The sequence below is a fragment of the Streptomyces canus genome (assembly GCF_041435015.1).
Classification (GTDB): Bacteria; Actinomycetota; Actinomycetes; order Streptomycetales; family Streptomycetaceae; genus Streptomyces; species Streptomyces canus_G.
The window spans coordinates 9,122,763-9,147,518 of sequence record NZ_CP107989.1; the positions used below are offsets into that span (position 1 = coordinate 9,122,763).

The window sequence follows — 24,756 nt, forward strand, 5'->3', positions numbered from 1 at the left end:
GGGAACGTCCTGTGGAGCGTGCCCGGCTGACTGGCCGTCCACATGTCCGCCGTGCTTCCATCCGGTGTCCCTCCTCCTCGAGGATTGCTCATGCGAAAGGAACCGCGCGCCATGAACGTCGCCCCCCACCTCGTAGCGGCCGAGCTCAACGATGCCGACCTGGACAACGTCTCCGGTGGTGTCGCCGCCGCGACCACCGCCGGTCTGCACCTCCAGGTGGCGCACCTCGAGGTCTGCGCCGACGCCGACGCCTTCCTCTCCACCGAGGGTGCCGCGGCGAGCGTCAACGCCCACGTCGGCGTCAACTGACGTAACACCTGCACGCCTGCCGACGGGCCCCGGATCGGACGATCCGGGGCCCGTCGTGGTCTTGGGCGGGGCGCCCGGGTGGGATTGCGGGACACGGTGTGCGAAGCCCGGCCGGACGGTCGGTGACATGCTGTCGGCCTCGGAGGTTTCAGGAGGCCCTCATGCACGAGCAGCCGTCCCTTCTCGCCGCGCTGGTGTCCGCCCTGCGGGCCGGTTCGATCGAAGTCGTCGATCTCACCTCGCCGTTGTCGTCGTCCACACCCGTGATCCAACTTCCGCCGGAGTTCGGCCAGACGGCCGTCTTCGAGCTGGAGGAGATCAGCCGCTACGACGACCGCGGCCCGGCCTGGTACTGGAACAACTTCCGCAGCGGCGAGCACACCGGCACCCACTTCGACGCCCCGAACCACTGGGTGACCGGAAGAGACCTGACCGACGTGGCGTCCGTCCCGGCCCAGCGGCTGATCGCCCCCGCCGCGGTCCTGGACTTCACCGCCGAGGCGGCCAAGGACCCGGACTTCCTCGTGGAGGTGGACCACGTCAAGGCCTGGGAGGAGCACAACGGACCTCTCCCTGACGGCGGTTGGCTGCTGTTGCGCACCGGTTGGGACGCCCGCTCGCACTCCCAGGAGGCCTTCCTCAACGCCGACGAGAACGGTCCCCACACGCCCGGCCTGTCCCCGGAGTGCGCCCGCTGGGTGGCCGAGGAGTCGCCCGTGATCGGACTCGGTGTCGAGACGGTCGGCACGGACGCCGGGCGCGGGCACTCCTTCGACCCGCCCTTCCCCTGCCATTCCTTTCTGATGGGCAGCGACAAGTACGGCCTCACCCAGCTCCAGAACCTCGCCGCGCTGCCCGCGACCGGCAGCGTCGTCGTCGCGGGACCCCTGCCCATCGTCGCGGGCTCCGGCTCGCCCGCGCGCGTGCTGGCCCTCGTGGAGCGGTCATGAAGGTCGCGGAGGCCGTCGGACGGGCCCTGTACGCGGCCGGAGTCGAGCAGGTCTTCGGCGTCGTGGGGTCCGGCAACTTCCATCTGACCAACGCCATGATCGCGGCCGGCGCCCGCTTCGTCGCGGCCCGCCACGAGGGCGGCGCGGCGACGATGGCCGACGCGTACGCGCGCGTGAGCGGCACGGTGGCCGCCGTGAGCGTTCACCAGGGCCCCGGGCTCACCAACGCGATGACGGGGATCGCCGAGGCGGCCAAGAGCCGCACACCGCTCGTCGTGGTGGCGGCCGAGGTGACCCGGCCGACCTCCAACTTCTCTGTCGACCAGGAGGCGTTGGGGACGGCGGTGGGCGCGGTCCCGATGCGGGTCGCGTCGCCCGAGGACGCCGTAGGACAGGCGTGTGCGGCGGTGCGACGGGCCCTGCACGAGCGGCGCACGGTGCTCCTCAACCTCCCCCTGGACGTACAGGCGGCGGACGTCCCCGACGACGCCCTCGCCCAGGCCGCACCGCCACCGCGGCGAACGGCGGTCGAGCCGTCCGCCGACGAAGTGGCGGCTCTGGCCCAGGTGCTGGAGCGGGCCCGGCGTCCGGTCTTCGTGGCCGGACGCGGTGCGCGCTCGCCCGGGGCCCGGGACGCCCTCGAAGCCCTCGCCGAACGCTGCGGTGCACTGCTGGCGACCTCGGCCGTGGCGCGTGGGCTGTTCCACGACAACCCCTGGTCGCTCGATGTGTCCGGCGGCTTCGCCTCGCCCCTGGCGGCCGAACTCATCGGCGGGGCCGACGTGATCGTCGGCTGGGGCTGCGCACTGAACATGTGGACCATGCGGCACGGTGCCCTCATCGGTGCCGACACGACCGTGGTGCAGGTCGACGACGACCCCTCGGCACTCGGCGCGCACCGGAAGCTGCACCTCGGGGTCACCGGCGATGTCGAACTCACCGCGCGGCACGTCCTCGCGGCCCCCGGCGGGCAACGCGAGGGCCTGCGGACGCCCGGCATCGCCGAGACCGTGGCCACGCGGGTGCGCTGGCGTGACGTGCCCTACGAGGACACGAGCACCCGCGACCGGATCGACCCCCGCACGCTCAGCATCGCGCTCGACGACCTCCTCCCCGCGGAACGGGTGATCGGCGTCGACTCGGGCAACTTCATGGGCCACCCGAGCATGTTCCTGTCGGTGCCCGACCAGGACGGCTTCTGCTTCACCCAGGCCTACCAGTCGATCGGCCTCGGCCTCGCCAGCGCGATCGGCGCGGCCCTGGCCCGCCCGGACCGGCTGCCGGTGGCCGCGCTCGGCGACGGCGGCGCGCTGATGGGCGCCGCCGACCTGGACACCGTACGGCGGCTCGGGCTGCCCATGGTCGTCGTCGTGTACAACGACGACGCCTACGGAGCGGAGGTGCACCACTTCGGCCCCGACGGACACCCGCTCGACACGGTCGAGTTCCCGCCGACCGACATCGCGGCCGTGGCCCGCGGTTACGGCTTCGAGGCGGTGACCGTGCACACGCGGACGGATCTGAAGGCCGTCGAGGACTGGGTCGCCGGGCCACGCTCCGCCCCGCTGCTGATCGACGCCAAGGTGGTGCGGGACCGCGGGGCGTGGTGGCTGGAGGAGGCGTTCCGGGGGCATTAGGCGCCCCGGAAAAGGAGGAGCGGGTTCCCCCGCTGTGCCGGCCCGGGCGGTCGGCTCACCGGGCCGGTCATGGACAGGGGCGACGGCTCGCGGACCCTGGTCGGCGCGATGACCGACGACGAGTACCTCTGGGAGCCGGTACCGGACCGCTGGTCGGTCCGTCGGCGCACGGACAGCCGTCTCGTCCGGAGGGGCCGGCTGCCGGAACCGTGGACCGAGTCCCCCCGTCCCGCCGGCCGGCCCGTCCGGACAGCGGGATCAGACCGCGGGCGCCGGGTAGGTCGGGTACTCCACGCCGGTCACGTGCTGCACGACCCGGACCACCTGGCAGGAGTAGCCGAACTCGTTGTCGTACCAGAGGTAGAGGATCGCGTTGTCGCCGTCGACCTTGGTGGCACCGGCGTCGACGATCGAGGAGTGGCGCGAGCCGATGAAGTCGCTGGAGACCGCGTCGGGGGCCGTGGTGAAGTCGATCTGGCGCTTGAGCGGGGAGGTCAGAGAGACGTCCCGGAGGTGGTCGAGGACCTCCTCGCGGGTGGTCTCACGGCCCAGGCGCAGGCTCAGGATCGCGATGGAGACGTCCGGTACCGGGACCCGGATCGAACTGCCGGTGATCGGCGCCTCGAGGTCGGGCAGCGCCTTGGCGACGGCGGAGGCGGCACCCGTCTCCGTGATGACCATGTTGAGCGGCGCCGAACGGCCCCGGCGGTCTGCCTTGTGGTAGTTGTCCAGCAGGTTCTGGTCGTTGGTGAACGAGTGGACCGTCTCCACGTGGCCGCGCAGCACGCCGTACTCGTCGGCCATCGCCTTCAGCGGCGGCACGATCGCGTTGGTGGTGCAGGACGCGCAGGACAGGATCTGCTCGTCCGGCTTGATCGTGTCGTGGTTGACGCCGTGCACGATGTTGGGGACGTCGCCCTTGCCCGGCGCGGTCAGGACGACCTTGTCGATGCCGGGGCGCAGATGCTGGGAGAGGCCCTCGCGGTCGCGCCACTTGCCGGTGTTGTCGATGAGGATGGCGTGGTTGATGCCGTACGCCGTGTAGTCGACCTCGGAGGGGTCGTTCGCGTAGATCACCTTGATGGTGTTGCCGTTGGCGATGATCGCGCTCTCGGCCTCGTCGACGGTGATCGTGCCCTGGAACTGCCCGTGGATGGAGTCCCGGCGCAGCAGTGAGGCGCGCTTGATGATGTCCTGGTCGCCGCCCCCGCGGACCACGATCGCGCGCAGCCTGAGGCCGTTGCCGGAGCCCGCCTTCTCGATCAGCAGCCGGGCCACCAGGCGGCCGATGCGGCCGAAGCCGTACAGGACGACGTCCCGCGGCTCACGGCGGTCGATCTTGTTGCCGCCCGTCGCGCCGGCCACGGCCTCGGCGGTGAACTCGGCCACCGACAGCCCGCGGTCGTCGGCCTGGTGGATCTCGGCGAGCCGGCCGATGTCGATCTGCGAGGGGCCGAGGTCCAGCGCCGTGAGCGCCTGGACGAAGGGCAGGGTGTCGGTGACGGAGAGCTCCTCACCGGCGATCTGCCGGGCGAACCGGTGGGTCTTGAGGATGCTGACCACCGACTTGTTCACCAGGGAACGGCTGTGCAGCAGAACCGTTACGTCCCGCTCCCTGTGCAGCCTCCCGATCATCGGGATCATCGATTCCGCGATCTCCTCGCGGTTCTTCCAGTCGGTGAACGAGTCGTCCTTGACAGTCACAGAATTCTCTTTCGAGCTAGGCGGCGCTCATATGCTAACCCCCTGATGTTTTGATCGATCGTCGGGGTGTCGGAGCTCACTGCCCCAGCAACCGGGGCGGTGTGACGTCCGGAACCGGCCGCAGCAGCGAGGGGTGCGCGTCGGCCACCCGCTCCTTCGTGAACGCGCCCACGATCCTGCGGGCCAGCAGCGGATCGGCCGGGAGCGTGTGCGTGGCGAACCAGCGGGCGGGCGCCGGATCGGGGGAGGGTTCGACGAACTCCGCGCCCGCGTAGTCGTCCAGCGGCGGGTCGTAGATGTAGCCGCAGACCACGTCGTGCCGCACCAGCCGCTGGACGAGCGAGTCGCGGTCGTGGACCAGGAGCGGCACCCGGAAGAGGGGGAGGGGCCCGTCGTGCGCCGTCCGGTCGCGCAGCGCCGGCGAGGCCCACGGTGTGCCCGCCAGCAGGGCGACCCCGGCCCTGCGCCGGGCCAGGTCCTCGTCGAGCCGGGCCATCCGCAGCTTCAGCTGGCCGCGGACCAGCGCGCCGTGCCGGGAACGGTAGCCGTGCAGATCGACACGGACCCACCGCTCGTAGGCGGTCAGGCTCGGTGCCTCCCGCGCGGAGGCGCTGAGCCGTGGTGCGTGCAGGTCCATCCGGAAAGCGTCACGCTCCAGCAGCCCCAGACGCTCCATCGTCCGCCACACCGGGCGCACCAGATGGAGCGACCGGACGGCGGACCGGGCCAGCGGGCGCAGGGTCGTGGCCAGGTCCTCGCGCAGCCGGCCGGGGGTCAGGAGATCGTCCCGCAGCAGCTCCAGCTCCCGGCGCGTACGGGCGTCCTCGACGGCGAGAAAACCGCCCGCCATCCCGGCCACGTGCTTGGACAGGCTGAACGCCGCCGCCCTCCCGAAGGTCCCGATCGGCCGCCCGTCCACATGGCTGCCGATCGCGTGCGCCGCGTCCTCGAACAGGGGGATCCCCAACTGCTCGCAGCGGCGCCGCAGTTCGAGAACCCGGTCCGGCACGCCGTACAGGTTGGTGGTCAGGACCGCGTCCACATTGCGCCAGGTCGACTCCGGTACGGCGGCCGGGTCGATGTTGCCGTCCCACACGGACACGGGGGCCTGCACGGGGCGCAGCCCGGCCGCGAGGACCACGAACAGGATCACGTCGTCGTTCACCGGTGACATCAGCACCCGCGCCCCCGGCCGACACCAGCGCCTGAGCGCCAGGTAGAGGGCCAGCCGGGCCGAGGGCGTGTAGACGCACTCGCGTCCCAGTCGCCGGGTCATCGTCGCGGCCAGCCGCGAGCCATAGGGCATCGGCACCCCTTGTGTCGATGGGCCACGGAAGGACCGTGGAGGAGAACACGCGTCGGCGCCGGCTCCCGCGGGAACCGGAGGTGAGCGGGCTCGTCAGCTCGCCAGCGGTCCCGCGCTGTCGGAGTCCGAGCGGTGCCCGGAGGTGCGCAGGGTGCCGACGGTCTTCAGGAGGCGGTCGGCGGGCTCGCGCAGGGCCGGGTGGGCGTTGACCGTGTTGCGCAGACCCCGCACGGGCCGGCGCCACAGCCGGTGTGCCGTCGCGACCGGATGGGGACGGGTGGCGAATCCTTCCGCCACTCGCAGCTCCCGGGTCTTGAGCCAGTCCTTCCACTCCTTGTCGCCACGCCCCATGTCCATGAGCCGCGCCCCGCGCCGACCCGCCGCCTCGGCCATCCGCAGATGCATGATCAGACCGGGGGAGTAGTAGCGCAGCTCGGGGTCGTACGCGGTGAACCAGGGCGCGAACACCGTGCGCGAGGTCGGCCCGAAGTGCGCGGCCACCGGCCGGTCACCGGCGTACACCACCGAAAGGATCCCGGTGAAGTGCTCCTCGCGGACCTGGAAGAGGTCCTCCACCAGGTTCACGATCCACGGCCGCGCGAACCGGTCCATCCGGCCCGTCCGGCGGTACTGGGCGGACTTCCACTGCATCAGTGTGCGCAGTGCCCTCGGGTCGCGCTCGTCGAACACGAACCGCATCTCACCCAGGTCGCGCGTGAGCCGGCGCTCCTTCTTGAGGGTGGTCTTGGCGAGTCCCGGGTACGCGCCGCGCAGCCACTCGGGGTAACTGTCGCTGCCGACCTTGAGATCGATCACCGGGGAGGCGAACGTCCCGGTGACATAGGGGGCGAAGGGCGTCTGCTCCTCGACGAGGTGATCGAACTCGAACACCGAGAGCCGGCACGCCGTCAGCAGCGCCCGGGTGTCCCACGTGACCCCGGGGCGGTGCACGAGGCCCTGGCAGTCGGAGAGTCCGAGTCCGATGGCACGGCCGACGCCGAAGGAACCCCGTTCGTACGGGAGGAAGCCCACGGCCTCTCCGCGCTGGTGCAGCACCGCCACCCGGGCGCCGCCGCGGCGGTGTCTGCCGATCCCGGCCGCGAACTCCGGTGCCAGGAACGGGTTGGCGTACTCGAACGACTCGTCCATCGCACGGTGCCAGGCCTTGCGGAGCGAGGTGCCGAGCTCTTCGGGTCTGTGGATCGTTATGTCCGTGTCACTGCTCATGGATCGCATGGGCGATCGTTCCCCCCCAATTCCCCCCACGACGCGGCGTCCGCGTCCCGCCGATCGAAGTGTCGGCAAGGACCAAACGTCGCCAAACAGTACGCATGCTGTCAAGGGTGTCTGCCGTAACGGAAGAGTGCGGATCGGATACTCCTGGTTCCCGCGGCCGGTCAAGGCAGCAGCCGTCGTTCCTTGGCGACGGCCACCGCGCCCGCCCGGGTCTCGACGCCCAACTTGCCGTAGATCCGCCCCAGATGGGTCTTGACCGTCGCCTCGCTGATGAACAGGGCCCGGGCGATCTCCCGATTGCCGAGGCCACGGGCGAGTTGCGCGAGGATCTCGTGCTCGCGTGCGGACAGGGCGGGGCGCGGGCTGCGCAGCCGGGTCAGCAGCCGGTCGGCCACCGGGGCGGACAGCGTGCTGCGGCCGGACGCGGCGTCGCGGATCGCCGTGAACAACTCCTCGGGCTGCTCGGCCTTGAGGAGATAACCGGTGGCGCCCGCCTCGATGGCCCGGGTGATGTCGGCGTCCGTGTCGAACATGGTGAGCACCAGCACGCGGGGACCCCGAGAGCCTCCCGCTGTCAACCGGCGGATGGCTGTCACCCCGTCCATGCCGTCGTCCAGTTGAAGATCCATCAGGACGACATCGGGGCCCAGGTGAGCGGCCATGGCGAGCGCCTCCTCGCCGGTGGCCGCCTCCCCGACCACGTCGATGCCGTCCGCGCTGGCGAGCAGGGCCCGCAGTCCGGCGCGTACGACGGCATGGTCGTCGCAGAGCAGGAGCTGGACGGGGGACGAGGGCGGCGACGTACTCACAGGGCGGTCTCCTTGACGACGAGCGGGACGACGAGCGGGACGGCGACCGACACCACGGTGCCCTCTCCCGGCGCGGACTCCACGGTGAGCCCGCCACCGGCCTGGCGGGCCCGGATCCGCATGGCGGGAAGCCCGTGTCCACGCGTCGACGATCCGGCCCCCAGGGCCTCGTCCCGCTCGAACCCGCGCCCGTTGTCCGCGACATCCAGCGAGACCTGATCGTCCAGCCAGGTGAGGGTGAGCGCGGCCCGGGTCGCCGCCGCATGCTCCCGTACGTTGGCCAGCGCCCCCTGGGCGATCCGCACCAGCGCAGCCGCCACCCGCTCCGGCAGCGGACCCGGATCCCCCTCGAGCCGGAACTCCACGGTCAGCCCCGGGCCGCTCTCGCGCCGGGCGAGGGCGCCGAGGGCCTCGGCGAGAGAATGCTCCGCGAGGTCCGCGGGAGCCAGGTCGTGCACGAAGCGGCGGGCCTCGGCGAGGCTGTGCGAGGTGATCTCCGCCGCCGCCCGGACATGCTCCCGGGCCGCGTCCCGGTCCGAGCCCCACACTCGTTCCGCGGCCTGGAGCAGCATCCCCTGACTGGACAGCCCCTGCGCGAGGGTGTCGTGGATCTCCGCGGACAGCCGCTGGCGCTCCGCCAGGACACCGGCCCGCCGTTCGGTGGCGGCGAGTTCGTGCCGGGTGCGCACCAGGTCCTCGATCAGCACGCGCTGCCGGGCCCCCTGCCGTTGCAGATGCACCAGTACGGCGGTGGCGACCGCGGCGACGGCCGGCGGGGCCACGACCATGTTCGGGTTGAGCGGCCCGTCGGCCACCCGTATCTCCGAGACCACGACCAGCGCGGTGAGGACGGCCGCCGAAGGCACCGCGATCCTCGGCGGCAACGCGTGCAGCCCGGCGAACAACAGGGGCATCACACACCAGGTGGCGCTGGGCGCGAGGACCAGCAGGACGACCCAGACGGCGGTGACCGAGCCCAGCCAGACCAGATGACGCCGGGTGGGCGGCAGTCCCGGACGGGGCGGCGGGGCCACCAGATGCCCGAGGACGTACAGCACACAGAAGAAGGCGAACAGCGCCACCACCCAGCCGGTGCGCGCACCACCCTGGTCGCGGGTCAGGAAGCGGACGAACGACGAGCCGAGGAGCAGGAAGAACGCGCCGTGCACGATCGCGCCCAGCCAGCGCTCGTCCGGATCGGAGTGGTTCATGCTCCGTGTCTAACGTGCCGGACGCAGGACCGCATCAACCGATCGGCTGACATGCCGGTCGCCCGAACCTCTCGGCAGCGGGAGCCCGTTGGCCGAGCCGGAGGCCCGGCCTCCGCACCGAGGCTGGCAGCAGAGCGACGACCTGCGAAAGGCCTCACGATGCCCGCCAAGAACCTCACCGCCAACCGCGCCGCCCTCGGCCACCGCGTCGGCTACGCCCTGCGTCACCCCGACCGCGTGCCCCGCCATGTGGCCCGCGCCGCCCGCGACCTGTGGCTGCGCCGCCGGCACCCGGACCACATCTCCTACTACCGCGCCGTGATGCGCTCCGACACCCGGACCGACCCGGAGGCGGCCGTCGGCAGCCGCAACCGGGAACGCTGGCTGGCGCTCGGGGCGATGCAGTTCGACTACCTCCTCGGCCACGGGCTGCGGCCCGAGCACCGCATGCTGGAGATCGGCTGCGGCAACCTGCGCGGCGGCTGGCGGTTCATCCGCCACCTGGAGCCCGGGCACTACCACGGCATCGACATCTCGCCCGACATCCTCTTCGCCGCGCAGCACACGATCGTCGACATGTCCCTTCAGAAGCGGCTGCCGAACCTCACCCCGGTGCGCGACCTGACGCTGCGGTTCCTGCCGGACGCCCACTTCGACGTCGTCCACGCGCACAGTGTCTTCTCGCACTCGCCGCTCCCGGTCATCGAGGAGTGTCTGGCCAACGTCGGCCGGGTGCTCGCCCCGGGCGGCTGGTTCGACTTCACCTTCGACCGCACCGAGGGCGAGGAGCACCACGTGCTCCGGGAGGACTTCTACTACCGCGTCGAGACGCTCGTCGAGCTGGCCGAAAAGCACGGACTGCGGGCCCGGTTCATGGACGACTGGGAGGAACTCCCGCACGGCCAGTCCAAGATCCGGGTGACGCACGGGGAGGCGAGCCGGTGAGGCCGGCGGAAATCGCCTACCGCTGGGGCCGGTGAGGGCACAGACTCCTCCCATGGCTGACATGGGGGAGTTCCGGGACGCGGTCACGTCGTGGGCGGCCGGTGGCCCCGGCGACCCGGCACGCGAACTGGCCGCGCGGCTGTCCGTGAGGACCGTCGTCCTGCTCGAAGGGCCGAGCGATGTGGCGGCGGTCGACGCGCTGGCCGCGAGCCGTGGCCGGAACCTCGCCGCCGAGGGGCTCTGCGTCCTGGCGATGGGCGGGGCGATGAGCGTCGGCCGCTTCGCGGGCCTGCTCGGTCCGTCGGGCCTGGGCCTGCGTCTGACGGGACTGTGCGACGAGCGGGAACGGCCCTTCTACGCCCGGGGCTGGGAGCGGGCCGGCGCGGCGCCGGACGGGTACTTCGTCTGCGCGGCGGACCTGGAGGACGAACTCATCCGCGCGCTGGGTGTGCCACGGGTGAAGGAACTCGTGCGCGAGGAGGGTGACCTGCGGCCCCTGCAGACCTTCCTGTCCCAGCCCGCCCAGCGGGACCGCACTGCTCAGCAGCAGTTGCGGCGCTTCCTCGGAACGAAGAAGGGACGCAAGATCCACTACGGCCGCGTCCTCGTCGAGGCCCTCGACCCCGAGCGCGTGCCCGCCCCGCTCGACGACCTGTTCGCGGCGCTCTGACCGGGGGCTCTCCCGCACACCCGGAGCACCGGAAGGCGTGTGCGGAGGCGAGCACGCCGAATTACTTGCGTCAGGCAAGTGAACGGGCTGTGTGCGTGGCGTGTTCACCGATATCACTGCCCGGGGTCTTGTTAGGACAATCGCCGGGGATCTAGGGTCGACTCCGGGAGAGCAAGCGCTTTCCCCGCATGCCGGCGTCCCCTTGCCGGACGTCCGAGGAGGACCGTATGCCCCGTCCAGCCCGCCGCCGCGTAGCCGTGGTCGGCACCGGCGCCATCGTCAGCGGCAGCCATCTGTCCGCGCTCAGGGTCCACGCCGAGCGCACAGAACTGGTCGCCGCCGTCGACGTGGACCAGGGCAGACTCGACGCCTTCCGGGAACTCGCGGGCGGCGAGGTCGCCGGGTACACCTCCATGGCCGAGATGCTGGACGCGGCACGCCCCGACCTGGTCCTCATCGGCACCCCGCCGTCGCTGCACCGGGAGCAGACGGTGGCCGCCCTCAAGGCGGGTGCCTGGGTGCTGTGCGAGAAGCCGCTGACCCTGTCGCTCGCCGAGTACGACGAGATCGCGGCGGCCGAGGAGGCGTCCGGGGCCTACGCCTCCGTGGTCTTCCAGCACCGCTACGGCTCCGGCGCCGTCCACGCGCGCGAGCTGATCACGAGCGGCGAGCTGGGCGCCCCGCGTGTCGCGCACTGTCAGACGACCTGGTACCGGGACGCCGCCTACTACGCCGTACCGTGGCGCGGGACGTGGGCCAGTGAGGGCGGCGGCCCCACCATGGGCCACGGCATCCACCAGTACGACCTGCTGCTGCACCTGCTCGGCCCGTGGGCGGAGATCCGCGCGATGGCGGCCCGGCTGGTCCACGACACCGAGAGCGAGGACGTCTCCACGGCCCTCGTCCGGTTCGAGAACGGCGCCCTCGCCACCGTCGTCAACAGTGTGTTGTCACCCGACGAGGTGAGCCGCATCCGCATCGACTGTGCCGACGCGACCGTCGAACTCACCCACCTGTACGGGCACCGCAACCAGGACTGGACCTACACCCCCGCCCCCCACGTGGCCGCCGACCGCGTCGACGCCTGGCGTACGCCCGCCGCCGACGTGCCCAGCTCGCACGCGGCCCAGCTCGGCGCGCTCCTCGACGCGTACGACAACGGTGTCAGGCCTCCCGGTAGCGGCGCCGACGCACGTGCCACCCTCGAGTTCGCCGCCGCGCTCTACAAGTCCGCGTTCACGGGCCGGCCCGTGCACGCCGGCGAGATCGCGCCGGGCGACCCCTTCTACCCGGCCATGCACGGCGACCACCCCCACTGGGCCCCCAAGGAGCGCGCATGAGCATCCGCGTCAGCCACGTCCACGGCGAGCACATCGCCGTCGAGGCGGCGAACGGCACGGAGATCCTCCGCTACGTCTACCGACCCGACCCCGAGGCCTTCGAGGCGAAGAAGCCCTACGCCCACCCGGTGCGCACCCTCGGCGGCCGCACGGTGACCGGCTACCGTCCCAACGACCACCGCTGGCACAAGGGTCTGCAGATGACCGCGAGCCATCTGTCGGGGCAGAATTTCTGGGGCGGCAACTGCTATGTCCACGGGCAGGGCTATCTGCCCCTGCCGGAGCGGGTCGGCTCGATGCGGCACGACGGGTTCCCGGTGCTGTCGGTCGAGGACGACCGGCTCACCGTCGCCGAGGAGCTCACCTGGGTGGAGAACGGCGGAACCGAGTGGGCGCGCGAAGTCCGCGGCATCACCGTCCACTCCGTCGACGAGGAGTCCGGCTCCTGGGCGCTGGACTGGTCGATCCGCCTCACCAACACCCGCGACGAGCCGCTCGCCTTCGGTTCCCCCACCACCGCGGGCCGTGAGATGGCGGGTTACACCGGACTCCAGTGGCGCGGCCCCCGCGACTTCACCGGTGGATCGGTCTTCGCCCCGGACACGGACGGGGACGCGGACAAGCTGATGGGCAGCCAGAGCCCCTGGCTCGCCTTCACCACCGAGCACGACGATGTGGACGCCCACTCCACGCTCGTCTTCGCGCACGCCCCCGAGAACCTCGACCCGCGGACCGCCGTCCACGAGTCGCACTGGTTCGTGCGTTCCGAGCCCTTCCCGACGGTCGCGTTCTCCTGGGCGTTCTTCGAGGAGTTCGAGCTGCCGCCTGGGGAGTCCTTCGAGTACCGCTACCGGCTCGTCGTGGCCGACGGTGCCTGGGACGAGGAACGCGTGTCCTCCTGTCTGGAAGGCCTGTCCTGGTGAAGCCCGGTCTTCCGCACCCGCTGCCGGGCGCCGTGGGCCTGTCCCACCTGAGCGCCTACGACTGGGAGGCCATCGACGGCGTCTGCGGCGGCAGCCCGCATCTGCACCTGGTGTGCACGGAGGCCTACGTCGTCACCGGCGGCCGGGGCGCGGTGCAGACGCTGAGCCCCGACGGCTACCGGGAGATCCCCCTGGAGCCGGGCTCGATCGCCTGGTTCACACCGGGCACCGTGCACCGCATGGTCCAGGGCGGCGATCTGCGCATCACCGTGCTGATGCAGAACAGCGGTCTGCCCGAGGCCGGGGACGCCGTGTTCACCTTCCCGCCGGACGTGCTCGCCGACCCGTCGCGGTATGCCGAGGCCGCCCGGCTCCCGCCCGGTACGGGTCCGGAGACGGCCGCGGCCGCCCGCCGGCGCCGGGACCTCGCCGTCGAGGGCTACCTCGGCCTGCGCGAGGCACTGGCCACCGGAGACAACGGCCCGTATCTGGAGTTCCAGCGGGCCGCCGCCCGCCTGGTACGGGACAAGGTGCCCACCTGGCGCGAGCTGTGGCGGACCGGTGCCCTGGCCACCGCGGAGCGCACCGGCGCCCAACTCGACGCGCTGGCGTCCGGTGAACCGTCGTACCTCGGCGAGGCGACCGCCCACGAGGCCGCGCCGACCCGGCTCGGCGGCTTCGGGATGTGCGGCCGACGGGACGAGTACAACCTGCCCGGCACGACGCTGCCGTACGGCGGCGAGTAACACCGTTTGCACGGGGGGGAGTTCCGAGGGGGGCCGTAGAAAGTCCGAGGAAGGGATGAGGTGACCTCGGCATGCCCGGACACAGGACAAAGGGGTTCTGCGCTTCGGCCGTCGCACTCGCGCTCTGCGCGCTGGCGGCCGGCTGCGGGGGCTCCGGGGAATCGGTCGGCGGCGGCAAGGTCGTGCTCCGCTACACGTGGTGGGGCAACCCCGACCGCGCGGAGCGCACCGAGCAGGCCGTCGCCCTGTTCGAGAAACAGCACCCGAACGTACAGGTGCAGACGTCGTTCTCGGGTTACGACGCCTACAAGCAGAAGCTCGCCGTCCAGGCCACGGGCGGCGACGCACCCGACGTGATGCAGCTCGACTACCGCCAGATCGACCAGTACGCCTCCGGCGGGGTCCTGCTCGACCTGGCGAAGCAGAAGGCCGTACTGCGCACCTCCGAGATCGACTCAGGGCTGCTGGCCACCGGCCGCGTGGACGGCACCCAGTACGCGATCCCGCAGGGCCGGGGCACCGAGACCGTCGTCTACGACGTCAAGACCTGGAAGACCTCCGGGGTGCCGCTCCCCGCGCAGGGGTGGACCTGGGACGACTGGGCCCGGGCCGTGCGCGCGCTCGAGAAGAAGACGGGCGAACCCGGCGCCACCGATCCCGGTCAGAGCGAGGACGCCTTCGAGGTCTGGCTGCGCGGACAGGGCAAGGCCCTCTACACCAAGGAGGGCGGACTGGGCTTCACCGCCGCCGACCTCACCAAGTGGTGGACCTTCACCGACCGGTTGAGGCGCGAGGGTGCCGTCTCCCCGGCCGGGCAGACCACCCAGCTCGACGGCTCCGTGGAGAACACCCCGCTGGGCCGGGGCAAGGCGGTCTCCGACACCAACTGGGACGCTCCGTCGAGCGGTTATCTCGCGATCATTCCGACGGGGATCGCGCTGGCACCCATGCCGTCCGGCTCCGACGGCACACCGGGGCAGTACTTCAAGCCGTCGATGTTCCTCGGTGTCTCCGCCCACACCGGCCACGCCGAGGCCGCCGCCCAGCTCGTCGACTTCCTCCTCAACGACGAGGACGCGGCGAAGATCCTCGGCGCCACCCGCGGCATCCCCGTCAACGAGACCATCCGCAAGGAGACAGCGCCCCTACTCAAGGACTTCGACAAGACGGCCGCCGACTACCAGGCCTCCCTGGAAGGGAAGTTGAAGGACCCGCCGCAGGCCCCGCCCTCCGGCGACAACGCCCTGCAGACCACCTTCCAGCGCGACTACGACCAGGTTTCCTACGAGCGTATGACGCCCCGCGAGGCGGCCGAGAACTACGTCACCGAGGCGAAGGCGGAGCTGAGGTCATGACCACCACCGCGATCCCGACCGGGGAGAAGCGCGCCACGGCCCCCACCACGAAGCGCCCATCCAAGCGCGAACGCCAGGGCGCCGCCTGGGTGTTCCTCTCCCCGTGGGTCCTCGGCGCGACCGTCCTCACCCTGCTGCCGATGGCCGTCTCGCTGTACCTGTCCTTCACCGACTACAACCTCTTCGACCCGCCCCACTGGGTGGGCCTGCGCAACTACACGCAGATGTTCACCGAGGACCCGCGCTACTGGCGATCCGTCACGACGACCCTGATGTACGTCGTGATAGCCGTGCCGCTCCAACTGGCCCTCGCGCTGGTCGTCGCGCTCGCCCTGAAGTCCATGAAACGCGGCAAGGCCTTCTACCGGTCCGCGTTCTACGCCCCCTCGCTGCTCGGCGCCTCCATGTCCATCGCCCTCGTCTGGCGTGCCGTCTTCAACGACGGCGGCACCGTGGACAACCTGTTCGGCACCGGCGGCTGGGTCAACAGGCCCGGCTGGGCACTGCTGGCCGTCGCGCTGCTGACGGTGTGGCAGTTCGGGGCGCCGATGGTCATCTTCCTCGCGGGTCTGCAACAGATACCGGCCGAGCTCTACGAAGCGGCGGCCGTCGACGGGGCCGGGACATGGCGGCAGTTCCTGTCCGTCACCGTGCCCATGCTGTCCCCGGTGCTCTTCTTCAACCTGGTCCTCCAGACCATCCAGGCCTTCCAGGTCTTCACGCCCGCCTTCGCGGTGAGCGCGGGCAAGGGCGGCCCCGCCGACTCCACGCTCGTCTACACGATGTACCTCTACGACCGCGGCTTCGTCGCCTCCCACATGGGCTACGCCTCCGCCATGGCCTGGGTGCTGCTGCTCGTCATCGGCGTCGTCACGGCGGTGCTGTTCCGCACCTCGCGTTCCTGGGTCTTCTACGCGTCCGAGGGGGACCGATGACCTCCATTTCAACTGCCGCCGCCCGCGAGCCCGTTCGCTGGGGTCGGGTCGCCCTGCACCTCGGCTGTCTGGCTGCCCTGCTCGTGATGCTCTACCCGCTGGCCTGGCTGCTCGCCACCTCGCTCAAGCCGGCCGACGAAGTGATCGCCAGCCTCGACCTGCTGCCCCGCCACCTGGAGTGGTCGAACTACGAGACCGCCTTCGAGGGCGTCAACGACGTCTCCATCTGGCGGCTGCTGTCCAACTCGCTGCTGATCGCCGGTGGCGCGGTCCTCGGCAACGTGATCAGCTGCTCGCTCGCCGCCTACGCCTTCGCCCGGCTGCGCTTCCGTTTCCGCGGCCCGATGTTCGCGTTCATGATCGCCACGATCATGCTGCCGCACCACGCGATCCTGATCCCGCAGTACATCATCTTCAACAAGCTCGGCATGGTGAACACCTACTGGCCGCTGATCCTGCCCAAGTTCCTGGCCACGGAGGCGTTCTTCGTCTTCCTCATCGTGCAGTTCATGCGCGGTCTGCCGCGTGAGCTGGAGGAGGCCGCCCGCATCGACGGCTGCGGGCCCTTCCGCAGCTTCTTCCAGATCGTGCTGCCGCTGACCAGGCCCGCGCTGATCACCACGGCGATCTTCACCTTCATCTGGACCTGGAACGACTTCTTCACCCAGCTCATCTACCTCTTCGACCCGGACAAGTTCACGCTCACGCTCGCCCTCAGGTCGTTCGTGGACGCCTCCAGCCAGTCGGCGTTCGGCCCCATGTTCGCGATGTCGGTGATCGCGCTGCTGCCGATCGTGCTGTTCTTCCTCGCCTTCCAGCGGTTCCTGGTGGAGGGCATGGCGAGCTCGGGACTCAAGGGATGAGCGGGATGCGTGCTCGTGAACCGGGCGAGGTCTTCGGGCCCAGGATGACCCTGTTCGCCGACATGCTGAGCGTCGGCCTGGCAACGGCACTGGTCTGCCTGCCCGTGGTGACGGTCCCGGCCGCGCTGTCGACCGCGTGTGCGGTCCTGCGGGGTGCGGGGGAGGGGCAACCGGCCACCGCGGGACGGTACTTCGCGGCGCTAGGGCGTCGGCTGCGGGCCGGTGACCTGGTGGCGGGCGCCGTCGCCCTGGCCGGTGCGCTGCTGTTCCTGGCAGACCTGGCGCTCGCCGGGGCCGGGTTGCCGGGGGCGTCGCTGTTCGCGGTGGTGGCCGCCGGCATCGGTGCGGTCGCCCTGGTGGTGGGCCTGCGGGCCTGTGCGCGCCCCGAGTCGCTCACCGACTGGCCGGCCGCCGTGCGGGAGGCCGCGCGTGATGCCGTACGGGATGCCGGCGGGAGCGCCCTGGTGCTGCTCGCCGTGGCCACGGCGGCCCTGTGTGCCTGGATGCTGGTGCCGCTGGCCTTCCTCGTGCCCGGACCGTTGGCGCTCGCGCTCACCGCCGTACATGTCCGGCTCACTGCCCGGGAGACATTCGGCTGAGAGACGGGCGGGCAGGGGCTCCGGAACCGGAGTCCCTGCCCGCCCGGTCTGCCGGGTCAGGCGGCTCGGAACGACCGCAGCCGCAGTGAGTTGCCGACCACGAACACCGACGAGAACGCCATCGCCGCCCCCGCGAGCATCGGGTTGAGCAGTCCGGCCGCCGCCAGCGGCAGGGCGGCCACGTTGTAGGCGAAGGCCCAGAAGAGGTTGGACCGGATCGTCCCCAGGGTGCGGCGGGCGAGGCGGATGGCGTCCGCCGCTGCCCTCAGGTCGCCCCGGACGAGGGTCAGATCGCCCGCCTCGATCGCGGCGTCCGTGCCGGTGCCCATCGCCAGGCCCAGGTCGGCCTGCGCCAGCGCGGCCGCGTCGTTGACGCCGTCACCGACCATCGCGACCGAACGGCCCTCTGCCTGAAGCCGCTTGACGACGTCGACCTTGTCCTGGGGCAGTACCTCGGCGATCACGTGCTCCGGCTCGATGCCGATTTCTCGGGCCACGGACTCGGCCACGGCCCGGTTGTCACCGGTCAGCAGGACCGGCCTGAGGCCGAGCGCGCGCAGGCGGACGATCGCCTCACGGCTGGTGTCCTTGACCGCGTCGGCGACTTCGAGCACGGCCCGCGCCTCGCCGTCCCAGGCGACCGCGATCGCCGTACGACCGAGGGCTTCCGCCTCCGACTTGACCCGTCGGAGCTCCTCGGGCAGCTCCAGGGACCAGTCGGCGAGCAGGCGCTCACGGCCGACGAGCACGGCATGACCGTCGACGATGCCCTGCACCCCGAGCCCCGGCACGTTCGCGAAGTCCTCCGGTGCGGGGAGAGCGCCCAGCTTCTCCCTCGCCCCGTCGGCGACCGCGCGGGCGACCGGGTGCTCCGAGGCGTGCTCCAAAGCGCCCGCCAGCCGCAGGACTTCGGCCTCTTCGGTGCCGTCCGCCGGGTGCACGGCCAGCAGGGTCATCCGGCCCGTGGTGACGGTGCCTGTCTTGTCCAGGACGACGGTGTCGACCTTGCGGGTGGACTCCAGGACCTCAGGGCCCTTGATGAGGATGCCGAGTTGGGCGCCGCGCCCGGTCCCGACCAGCAGAGCGGTCGGCGTGGCGAGCCCGAGGGCGCACGGGCAGGCGATGATCAGTACGGCGACGGCTGCGGTGAACGCGGCGGCCGTACCGGCGCCGTTGCCGAGCCAGAATCCCAGGGTGCCGAGGGCCAGCGCGATGACGACCGGCACGAACACCGCGGAGATCCGGTCCGCGAGTCGCTGAGCGGCCGCCTTGCCGTTCTGGGCGTCCTCGACCAGCTTGGCCATCCTGGCCAGTTGGGTGTCCGAGCCGACCCGGGTCGCCTCGACGACGAGCCGTCCGCCCGCGTTGAGGGTGGCGCCGGTGACGGCATCTCCGGGGGTGACCTCCACCGGCACGGACTCACCGGTGAGCATCGAGGCGTCCACGGCGGAGGAGCCCTCGACGACGGTCCCGTCGGTCGCGATCTTCTCGCCGGGACGGACGAGGAAGCGATCGCCGACCTTCAACTCCGCGATCGAGACGGTCTGTTCGTGCCCGCCCGGGTGCAGCACGGTGACGTCCTTCGCGCCCAGTTCCAGCAGCGCCTTCAGGGCCGCACCCGCCTTGCGCTTGGAGCGGGCCTCGAAGTACCGCCCGGCCAGGATGAACGCGGTGACCCCGGCCGCGGCCTCCAGATACAGGTTCCCGGAGCCGTCGCCGCGGGCGATCGTCAGCTCGAAGGGGTGCTTCATACCCGGCGTGCCCGCGGTCCCGAGGAACAGAGCCCACAGGGACCAGCCGAAGGCGGCCGTCGTGCCGACCGAGATCAGCGTGTCCATGGTGGCCGCGCCGTGCCGGGCATTGGTGAACGCCGCCTTGTGGAAGGGCCATCCGGCGTACGTCACCACGGGCGCCGCCAACGTCAGGGACAGCCACTGCCAGTACGCGAACTGCAGCGCCGGGATCATCGCCATCGCGACGACGGGCACCGCCAGCAGCACGGCGGTCACCAACCGCTCGCGCAGGGAACGCAGTTCGTCGGGCTCTTCCTCGCCGGGTGCGGACGGCTCGGGTGGTGCCGGTTCCCGGGCCGAGTACCCGGTGTTCTCGACGGTCGCTATCAGGTCCTGGACGGAGACACCCGCGGCGTGGGTGACCTTGGCCTTCTCGGTGGCGTAGTTGACGGTGGCGCTGACCCCGTCCATCCGGTTGAGCTTCTTCTCGATGCGCGCCGCGCACGAGGCGCAGGTCATGCCGCCGATGGCCAGCTCGGTCTCGGCTGCTGCGGTGGTGGTCATGATTGCTCCTCGTGGATACGGGGCGGGGGTATGGTGGCTTGCGATTCCTGTATACCCCCCATGGGTATCTGAGGCAAGCCGCTTGAACGGGTTGACTTGATACCCCCCAGGGGTATGGTGAAGTGCATCGAGAGTCGCATACCGACCCGGAGGAGCCGGCCATGCACGCTGGACTGAGGATCACCGCGTTCGCCGCCGCACTGGCCGCGACGTTCGGTACCGCCTATGGCGTGGGCCAGGGCGTCGGCCCCGTGACCGGGGACGAGACGCCCGCCCGCCACGACGCACACAAGGGAGACAGCGAGTCAGGGCATTCGGGTCATGAGTCGCCCCCGGCCGGCGGACTCCAGATCTCCGAGAACGGCTACACCCTCGACCTGCGGACCCCTCGTCTCGCGGCCGGACGCACCGCCGACCTCCGCTTCACCATCCGGGGCGAGGACGGCCGCGCGGTCACCGCCTTCCGCCGGGAGCACGACAAGGAACTCCACCTCATCGTCGCCTCACGGGACCTGAACACCTACCGCCATCTGCATCCCACCCGGGCCGCCGACGGCACCTGGAGCATCCCCGTGTCCCTGCCCCGCGCGGGCGGCTACCGGGTCTTCGCCGACTTCACCCCCGAGAAGAAGGGCGCCGAGAACCTCACCCTCGGCGCGGATCTGGCCGTGTCGGGCACCTACGCCCCGCAGAACCTGCCGGCGCCGGACACCACCACCGCGACCGAGGGCTACGACGTGAAGCTGGGTGGAGCCCTGCGCCCCGGTGCCGCCCGCGAGCTGAAGCTGACGGTCTCCCGCAACGGCAGGCCCGTCACCGATCTCCAGCCCTATCTCGGCGCCTACGGCCACCTGGTCGCCCTGCGCTCCGGCGACCTCGCCTACCTCCACGTCCACCCGGGCGGCGAACCCGGCGACGGCTCCACCCAGCCCGGCCCGGACATCTCCTTCACGGCCACGGCGCCCAGCAGCGGCACCTACCGGCTCTTCCTCGACTTCAAGCACGAGGGCAAGGTGCACACCGCCGCGTTCACGGTCCGGGCGGGCGCGGCGGTGACAGGGGAAGAGGCCTCCGAAGAGGCCCCCCATGAGTCGTCGGGCGAGCACGGCCACTGATCTCAGGTACGAGCCCGCCCCGTGCCCTACCGCCCGATGAGGGCCCCGGCGCCCCCGACCCGGACACGGGGGTCGCCCGCGCGCAGGGTCACCGTGAGTTCGCCGGGGCGGCCCAGGTCCTCGCCCTGGTGCAGGGTGAGGACAGCGTCCTCCGGGACCAGGCCGAGGTCACGGGCGTACGCACCGAACGCGGCGGCCGCGGCGCCGGTCGCGGGGTCCTCGACCACGCCGCCGACCGGGAAGGGGTCACGGGCGTGGAACACGGTGGCCGACTCCCGCCACACCAACTGGACGGTGGTCAGGTCCAGTCGGTGCATCAGGGTTTCGAGACGCGGGAAGTCGTACGCCAGGTTCGCGAGGCGTGCGCGCGTCGCCGCCGCGAGGACGAGGTGGCGGGCGCCGGCGAACGCGATCCGGGGCGGAAACGCCGGGTCGAGATCGGTGGCGGGCCAGTCGAGCGCGGCGAGTGCCTCCGTGAGGTCGGCCTCGGCGACCTCCTCGACGTGCGGTGCGACGCTGGTGAGCGTGGCCCTGACCGTCCCGTCCTCCTCGGCCACCGACACGGGCACGGTGCCGGCGGGCGTGGCGAACACCAGCTCCCCCGGGCCGATCCGCTCGGCCAGCGCGACGGCGGTCGCGACGGTGGCGTGCCCGCAGAACGGCACCTCGGCCTTGGGGCTGAAGTAACGGATGGTGAAGGTCCGTCCCTCCGGCCCTTCGAGGCCCTCCGGGGGTGCGGTCAGGAACGCCGACTCCGAGTATCCGAGCTCGGCGGCGATGGCCAGCATGTCGTCGTCGTCCAGGGCGGTGGCGTCCAGGACGACGCCGGCGGGGTTGCCGCCCTCGGGAGTGCTGGAGAAGGCGGTGTATCGCAGGACCTCGGGCCGCGGCGCGTTCGTCGTCATGCCGGCTGCAACGTGGGACCGGACGACGGCTATTCCTCAGCCGAGGGCCCGGTCCAGGTTGAAGGCCGCGCTGATGAGGGCGAGATGGGTGAACGCCTGCGGGAAGTTGCCCTGTTGCTCGCCGGTGTTGCTGATCTCCTCGGCGTACAGGCCCAGATGGTTGGCGTAGGTGAGCATCTTCTCGAAGGCCAGCCGCGCTTCGTCGATCCGACCGGCGTGCACCATCGCCTCGACGTACCAGAACGAGCAGATGGAGAAGGTGCCCTCGTCCCCGCGCAGTCCGTCGGGGCTCGCTGTCGGGTCGTAGCGGTAGACGAGGGAGTCCGACACCAGTTCCTCGGTCAGGGCGTCCAGCGTGGACAGCCACTTCGGGTCGGTCGGCGCGATGAACTTGGTCAGCGGCATCATCAGTACGGCCGCGTCGAGCACGTCGCCGTCCTCGTGCTGGACGAACGCCTGCCGGGTCTCCGACCAGCCGCGTTTCATGATTCGCCGGTAGATCGTGTCGCGGCATTCCCGCCAGCGGTTCAGGTCGGCGGGCAGCCCGCGCCGGTTGGCCATGCGGATCGCCCGCTCGATCGCCACCCAGCACATCAGCCGCGAGTACAGGAAGTTCTTGCGGCCGCCGCGGGTCTCCCAGATCCCCTCGTCGGGCTGGTCCCAGTTCTCGCACACCCAGTCCACCAGCGTGCTCACGTCGTCCCACTGGCCGCTGGAGATGGGCTTGGCCCACTTGTCGTAGAGGTAGATCGAGTCGATCAGAGCGCCGTAGATGTCGAGTTGGAGCTGGTCGGCGGCGGCGTTGCCGACCCGGACCGGTGCGGAGCCCTGATGCCCTTCCAGATGGCCGAGTTCACGCTCCGTCAGATCGGTACGGCCGTCGATGCCGTACATGATCTGGAGCGGCCCCGAGTGGCCGTGGCCGTCCGGGCTGACGTGCCGGATGAGGAAGTCCATGAACGCCTCGGCCTCGCTGGTGAAGCCGAGCCGCAGCAGCGCGTACACGCAGAAGGCGGCGTCACGCACCCATACGTACCGGTAGTCCCAGTTGCGCTCGCCGCCGAGCTGTTCGGGCAGGCTCGTCGTCGGCGCGGCCACGATGGCGCCGGTGGGCGCGTAGGTGAGCAGCTTGAGGGTGAGGGCGGAGCGGTGCACCATCTCCCGCCAGCGGCCCCGGTACTTGGAGGCGGACAGCCAGTGCCGCCAGTAGGCGACCGTGCTGTTGAACTGCTCCTCGGCCTCGGTGTGCGCACACCGGCGCGGGGTCACCTCGCCGCCGACCTGGTCCAGTGCGAACACCGCCGACTCGCCCTCGGAGAGCTTGAAGTCGGCGTGTACGTCCGGGCCTTCGGTCTCCAGCGGGACGGTCGCGGTCAGGCCCAGCGACAGCTTGGGGGACTCGAAGACCGCGACGTCCCCGACCATGCGGAGGGTGTGCGGCTGGGCGCCGTAGTCGAAACGCGGCGCCACGCGGGTCCGGAACGGAATCGAGCCGCGCACGCACACCACCCGCCGGATCAGCCGGTGCCGCTCGGTCTCCACCATGTCACCGTCGACCGGCATGAAGTCCTGGACCTCACCCACGCCGTCCTCGGTGTAGAACCGGGTGATCAGAACGTTGGTGTCGGGAAAGTAGAACTGCTTGGTCCGGGCCGGCACGGTCGCCGCGAGCTCGAAGCAGCCGCCGCGCTCCGCGTCCAGGATCGACGCGAAGACGCTCGGCGCGTCGAAGGACGGGCAGCAGTACCAGTCGATGGTGCCGTCGGTCCCGACCAGTGCCACGCTGCGCAGATCGCCGATCAGACCGTGCTCGGCGATCGGCAGGTAGCCCGTGTGATCCCTGGGTGATCCGCTCATCGCAGCCTCCTGCGGATCAGCCTATGCAGGATCGCCCGCGGGTGTCACGAAAACAGTCAGGGGACCGCAGGGCGCACCGCTCCTGCCCGCGTATGCTTGATTGTGCTCGAATAATGGCTATATCTTGCAAGAGCAATCAAAGTGACAGAGGGGTACGGCATGACTCATGTCGAGGACGAGCTGACCAGCCAGCCCGAGTGCTGGACCCGGGCGGCGGCGGAGGCCGCGGGCCACGCCCACGCGCTTCCGGCGGCCGGGGAGCGGGTCGCGATCGTCGGATGCGGCACGTCGTACTTCATGGCGCAGGCCGTGGCGGCGCTGCGGGAGGGCTCGGGCCAGGGCGAGACCGACGCCTTCGCCGCCTCGGAGTTCCCGCAGGCCCGTTCGTACGACCGTGTCGTCGCCCTCACCCGCTCCGGCACGACGACCGAAGTCCTCGACCTGCTCGGGCAGCTGAAGGGGCGCACCCGCACGACCGCCCTCACCGCCGACCCCGCCACCCCCGTCATGGCCGCCGCCGACGAGGTCGTCGTCCTCGACTTCGCCGACGAACGCTCGGTCGTCCAGACGAGGTTCGCGACCACCGCCCTCACGCTGCTCCGCGCCCACCTGGGCCTGCACACCGACGCCGTCGTCGCCGACGCCCGCACCGCACTCACGACTGCCTTGCCCGAAGGCCTCGTCGCATGCTCGCAGTTCACCTTCCTCGGCCGGGGCTGGACGGTGGGGCTGGCCAACGAGGCAGGGCTGAAGATGCGCGAGGCATCCCTCGCCTGGACCGAGGCCTACCCGGCGATGGAGTACCGGCACGGCCCCATCAGCATCACCACCCAGGGCACCGCCACCTGGATGCTCGGCGCGGCCCCCGAGGGGCTGGCCGAACAGGTCCGGGAGACCGGCGGACTGTGGGTGCCGGGCACCCTCGACCCCCTCGCCGAACTGGTCCGAGTACAGCGCCTCGCGGTCGCCGTCGCCGGGGCCCGCGGCCTCGACCCGGACCAGCCCCGCCACCTCACCCGCTCGGTGATCCTCGCCCGCCCCTAG

General features: G+C 71.2%; 22 protein-coding genes. 14 read left to right on the top strand and 8 right to left on the bottom strand.

Annotation, left to right across the window (positions count from 1 at the left end):
- Positions 1–90: 90 nt before the first annotated feature.
- From OG841_RS41465 to OG841_RS41475, 3 genes are all read left to right on the top strand, one after another.
- Entirely contained in the window at positions 91–309 is a 219-nt protein-coding gene (locus OG841_RS41465; RefSeq protein WP_328636666.1) for a hypothetical protein, read from the top strand.
- Between the two features lie 161 nt (positions 310–470).
- Positions 471–1,259, top strand: a complete 789-nt coding sequence (locus OG841_RS41470) for a cyclase family protein (RefSeq protein WP_365116807.1) — start codon at positions 471–473, stop codon at positions 1,257–1,259.
- Entirely contained in the window at positions 1,256–2,896 is a 1,641-nt protein-coding gene (locus tag OG841_RS41475; protein WP_365116810.1) for a thiamine pyrophosphate-binding protein, read from the top strand. The genes OG841_RS41470 and OG841_RS41475 overlap by 4 nt, the downstream gene beginning before the upstream one ends.
- 258 nt (positions 2,897–3,154) lie before the next feature.
- On the opposite strand, the gene OG841_RS41480 is transcribed toward OG841_RS41475, so the two are convergent.
- From OG841_RS41480 to OG841_RS41500, 5 genes are all read right to left on the bottom strand, one after another.
- Positions 3,155–4,600, bottom strand: a complete 1,446-nt coding sequence (locus OG841_RS41480; RefSeq protein ID WP_328636663.1) for a glyceraldehyde-3-phosphate dehydrogenase — start codon at positions 4,598–4,600, stop codon at positions 3,155–3,157.
- Between the two features lie 76 nt (positions 4,601–4,676).
- The gene (locus OG841_RS41485) at positions 4,677–5,906 is read right to left on the bottom strand and encodes a DegT/DnrJ/EryC1/StrS family aminotransferase (RefSeq protein WP_371569548.1); all 1,230 of its coding nucleotides are present in this window, start codon (positions 5,904–5,906) and stop codon (positions 4,677–4,679) included.
- Positions 5,907–5,999: 93 nt separating this feature from the next.
- Positions 6,000–7,142, bottom strand: a complete 1,143-nt coding sequence (locus OG841_RS41490) for a GNAT family N-acetyltransferase (protein WP_328636661.1) — start codon at positions 7,140–7,142, stop codon at positions 6,000–6,002.
- A gap of 161 nt (positions 7,143–7,303) precedes the next feature.
- Positions 7,304–7,951, bottom strand: coding sequence for a response regulator (locus tag OG841_RS41495; RefSeq protein ID WP_371569551.1), 648 nt, complete (start codon positions 7,949–7,951; stop codon positions 7,304–7,306).
- A complete protein-coding gene (locus OG841_RS41500; protein ID WP_328636659.1) occupies positions 7,948–9,162 on the bottom strand; it encodes a sensor histidine kinase in 1,215 nt (404 codons plus the stop codon). The genes OG841_RS41495 and OG841_RS41500 overlap by 4 nt, the downstream gene beginning before the upstream one ends.
- A gap of 159 nt (positions 9,163–9,321) precedes the next feature.
- Between OG841_RS41500 and OG841_RS41505 the strand changes: the two genes are divergently transcribed.
- The 9 genes from OG841_RS41505 to OG841_RS41545 all read left to right on the top strand — a co-directional run bounded on the left by OG841_RS41505 (position 9,322) and on the right by OG841_RS41545 (position 17,538).
- Positions 9,322–10,107 carry a class I SAM-dependent methyltransferase gene (locus OG841_RS41505; RefSeq protein WP_371569554.1) on the top strand — a complete coding sequence of 262 codons (786 nt, stop codon included), beginning with the start codon at positions 9,322–9,324 and terminating at the stop codon, positions 10,105–10,107.
- Between the two features lie 52 nt (positions 10,108–10,159).
- Positions 10,160–10,777: a TOPRIM nucleotidyl transferase/hydrolase domain-containing protein gene (locus OG841_RS41510; RefSeq protein ID WP_328636657.1), complete on the top strand. Its 618-nt coding sequence runs from the start codon at positions 10,160–10,162 to the stop codon at positions 10,775–10,777.
- Positions 10,778–11,004: 227 nt separating this feature from the next.
- The gene (locus OG841_RS41515; RefSeq protein ID WP_328636656.1) at positions 11,005–12,117 is read left to right on the top strand and encodes a Gfo/Idh/MocA family protein; all 1,113 of its coding nucleotides are present in this window, start codon (positions 11,005–11,007) and stop codon (positions 12,115–12,117) included.
- Positions 12,114–13,040 (top strand): PmoA family protein, encoded by a 927-nt coding sequence (locus OG841_RS41520; RefSeq protein ID WP_328636655.1) that lies wholly within the window; start codon positions 12,114–12,116, stop codon positions 13,038–13,040. The genes OG841_RS41515 and OG841_RS41520 overlap by 4 nt, the downstream gene beginning before the upstream one ends.
- Positions 13,037–13,786: a cupin gene (locus OG841_RS41525; RefSeq protein WP_328636654.1), complete on the top strand. Its 750-nt coding sequence runs from the start codon at positions 13,037–13,039 to the stop codon at positions 13,784–13,786. The genes OG841_RS41520 and OG841_RS41525 overlap by 4 nt, the downstream gene beginning before the upstream one ends.
- A gap of 71 nt (positions 13,787–13,857) precedes the next feature.
- On the top strand, positions 13,858–15,141 hold the full coding sequence (locus OG841_RS41530) for an ABC transporter substrate-binding protein (protein WP_371569560.1): 1,284 nt from the start codon (positions 13,858–13,860) through the stop codon (positions 15,139–15,141).
- Positions 15,138–16,076 carry a carbohydrate ABC transporter permease gene (locus tag OG841_RS41535; RefSeq protein WP_328636652.1) on the top strand — a complete coding sequence of 313 codons (939 nt, stop codon included), beginning with the start codon at positions 15,138–15,140 and terminating at the stop codon, positions 16,074–16,076. Before OG841_RS41530 ends, OG841_RS41535 begins: the two co-directional genes overlap by 4 nt.
- Positions 16,073–16,939, top strand: coding sequence for a carbohydrate ABC transporter permease (locus tag OG841_RS41540; protein ID WP_371569563.1), 867 nt, complete (start codon positions 16,073–16,075; stop codon positions 16,937–16,939). The genes OG841_RS41535 and OG841_RS41540 overlap by 4 nt, the downstream gene beginning before the upstream one ends.
- Positions 16,936–17,538 (top strand): hypothetical protein, encoded by a 603-nt coding sequence (locus OG841_RS41545; RefSeq protein ID WP_365116827.1) that lies wholly within the window; start codon positions 16,936–16,938, stop codon positions 17,536–17,538. Before OG841_RS41540 ends, OG841_RS41545 begins: the two co-directional genes overlap by 4 nt.
- A 56-nt stretch (positions 17,539–17,594) precedes the next feature.
- Here OG841_RS41545 and OG841_RS41550 read toward each other — a convergent pair whose 3' ends face one another.
- Positions 17,595–19,835 carry a heavy metal translocating P-type ATPase gene (locus OG841_RS41550; RefSeq protein ID WP_365116829.1) on the bottom strand — a complete coding sequence of 747 codons (2,241 nt, stop codon included), beginning with the start codon at positions 19,833–19,835 and terminating at the stop codon, positions 17,595–17,597.
- A gap of 161 nt (positions 19,836–19,996) precedes the next feature.
- On the opposite strand from OG841_RS41550, the gene OG841_RS41555 reads away from it, so the two are divergent.
- Positions 19,997–20,950: a hypothetical protein gene (locus OG841_RS41555; protein ID WP_365116831.1), complete on the top strand. Its 954-nt coding sequence runs from the start codon at positions 19,997–19,999 to the stop codon at positions 20,948–20,950.
- 26 nt (positions 20,951–20,976) lie between these two features.
- Here the strand turns inward: OG841_RS41555 and OG841_RS41560 are convergent, their stop codons facing one another.
- Together OG841_RS41560 and OG841_RS41565 are read right to left on the bottom strand one after the other, a co-directional pair.
- A complete protein-coding gene (locus tag OG841_RS41560; RefSeq protein WP_328636648.1) occupies positions 20,977–21,855 on the bottom strand; it encodes a PhzF family phenazine biosynthesis isomerase in 879 nt (292 codons plus the stop codon).
- A gap of 36 nt (positions 21,856–21,891) precedes the next feature.
- Positions 21,892–23,712 carry a glycoside hydrolase family 15 protein gene (locus tag OG841_RS41565; RefSeq protein ID WP_328636647.1) on the bottom strand — a complete coding sequence of 607 codons (1,821 nt, stop codon included), beginning with the start codon at positions 23,710–23,712 and terminating at the stop codon, positions 21,892–21,894.
- A 159-nt stretch (positions 23,713–23,871) separates the two neighbouring features.
- Between OG841_RS41565 and OG841_RS41570 the strand changes: the two genes are divergently transcribed.
- A complete protein-coding gene (locus tag OG841_RS41570; RefSeq protein ID WP_328636646.1) occupies positions 23,872–24,756 on the top strand; it encodes an SIS domain-containing protein in 885 nt (294 codons plus the stop codon).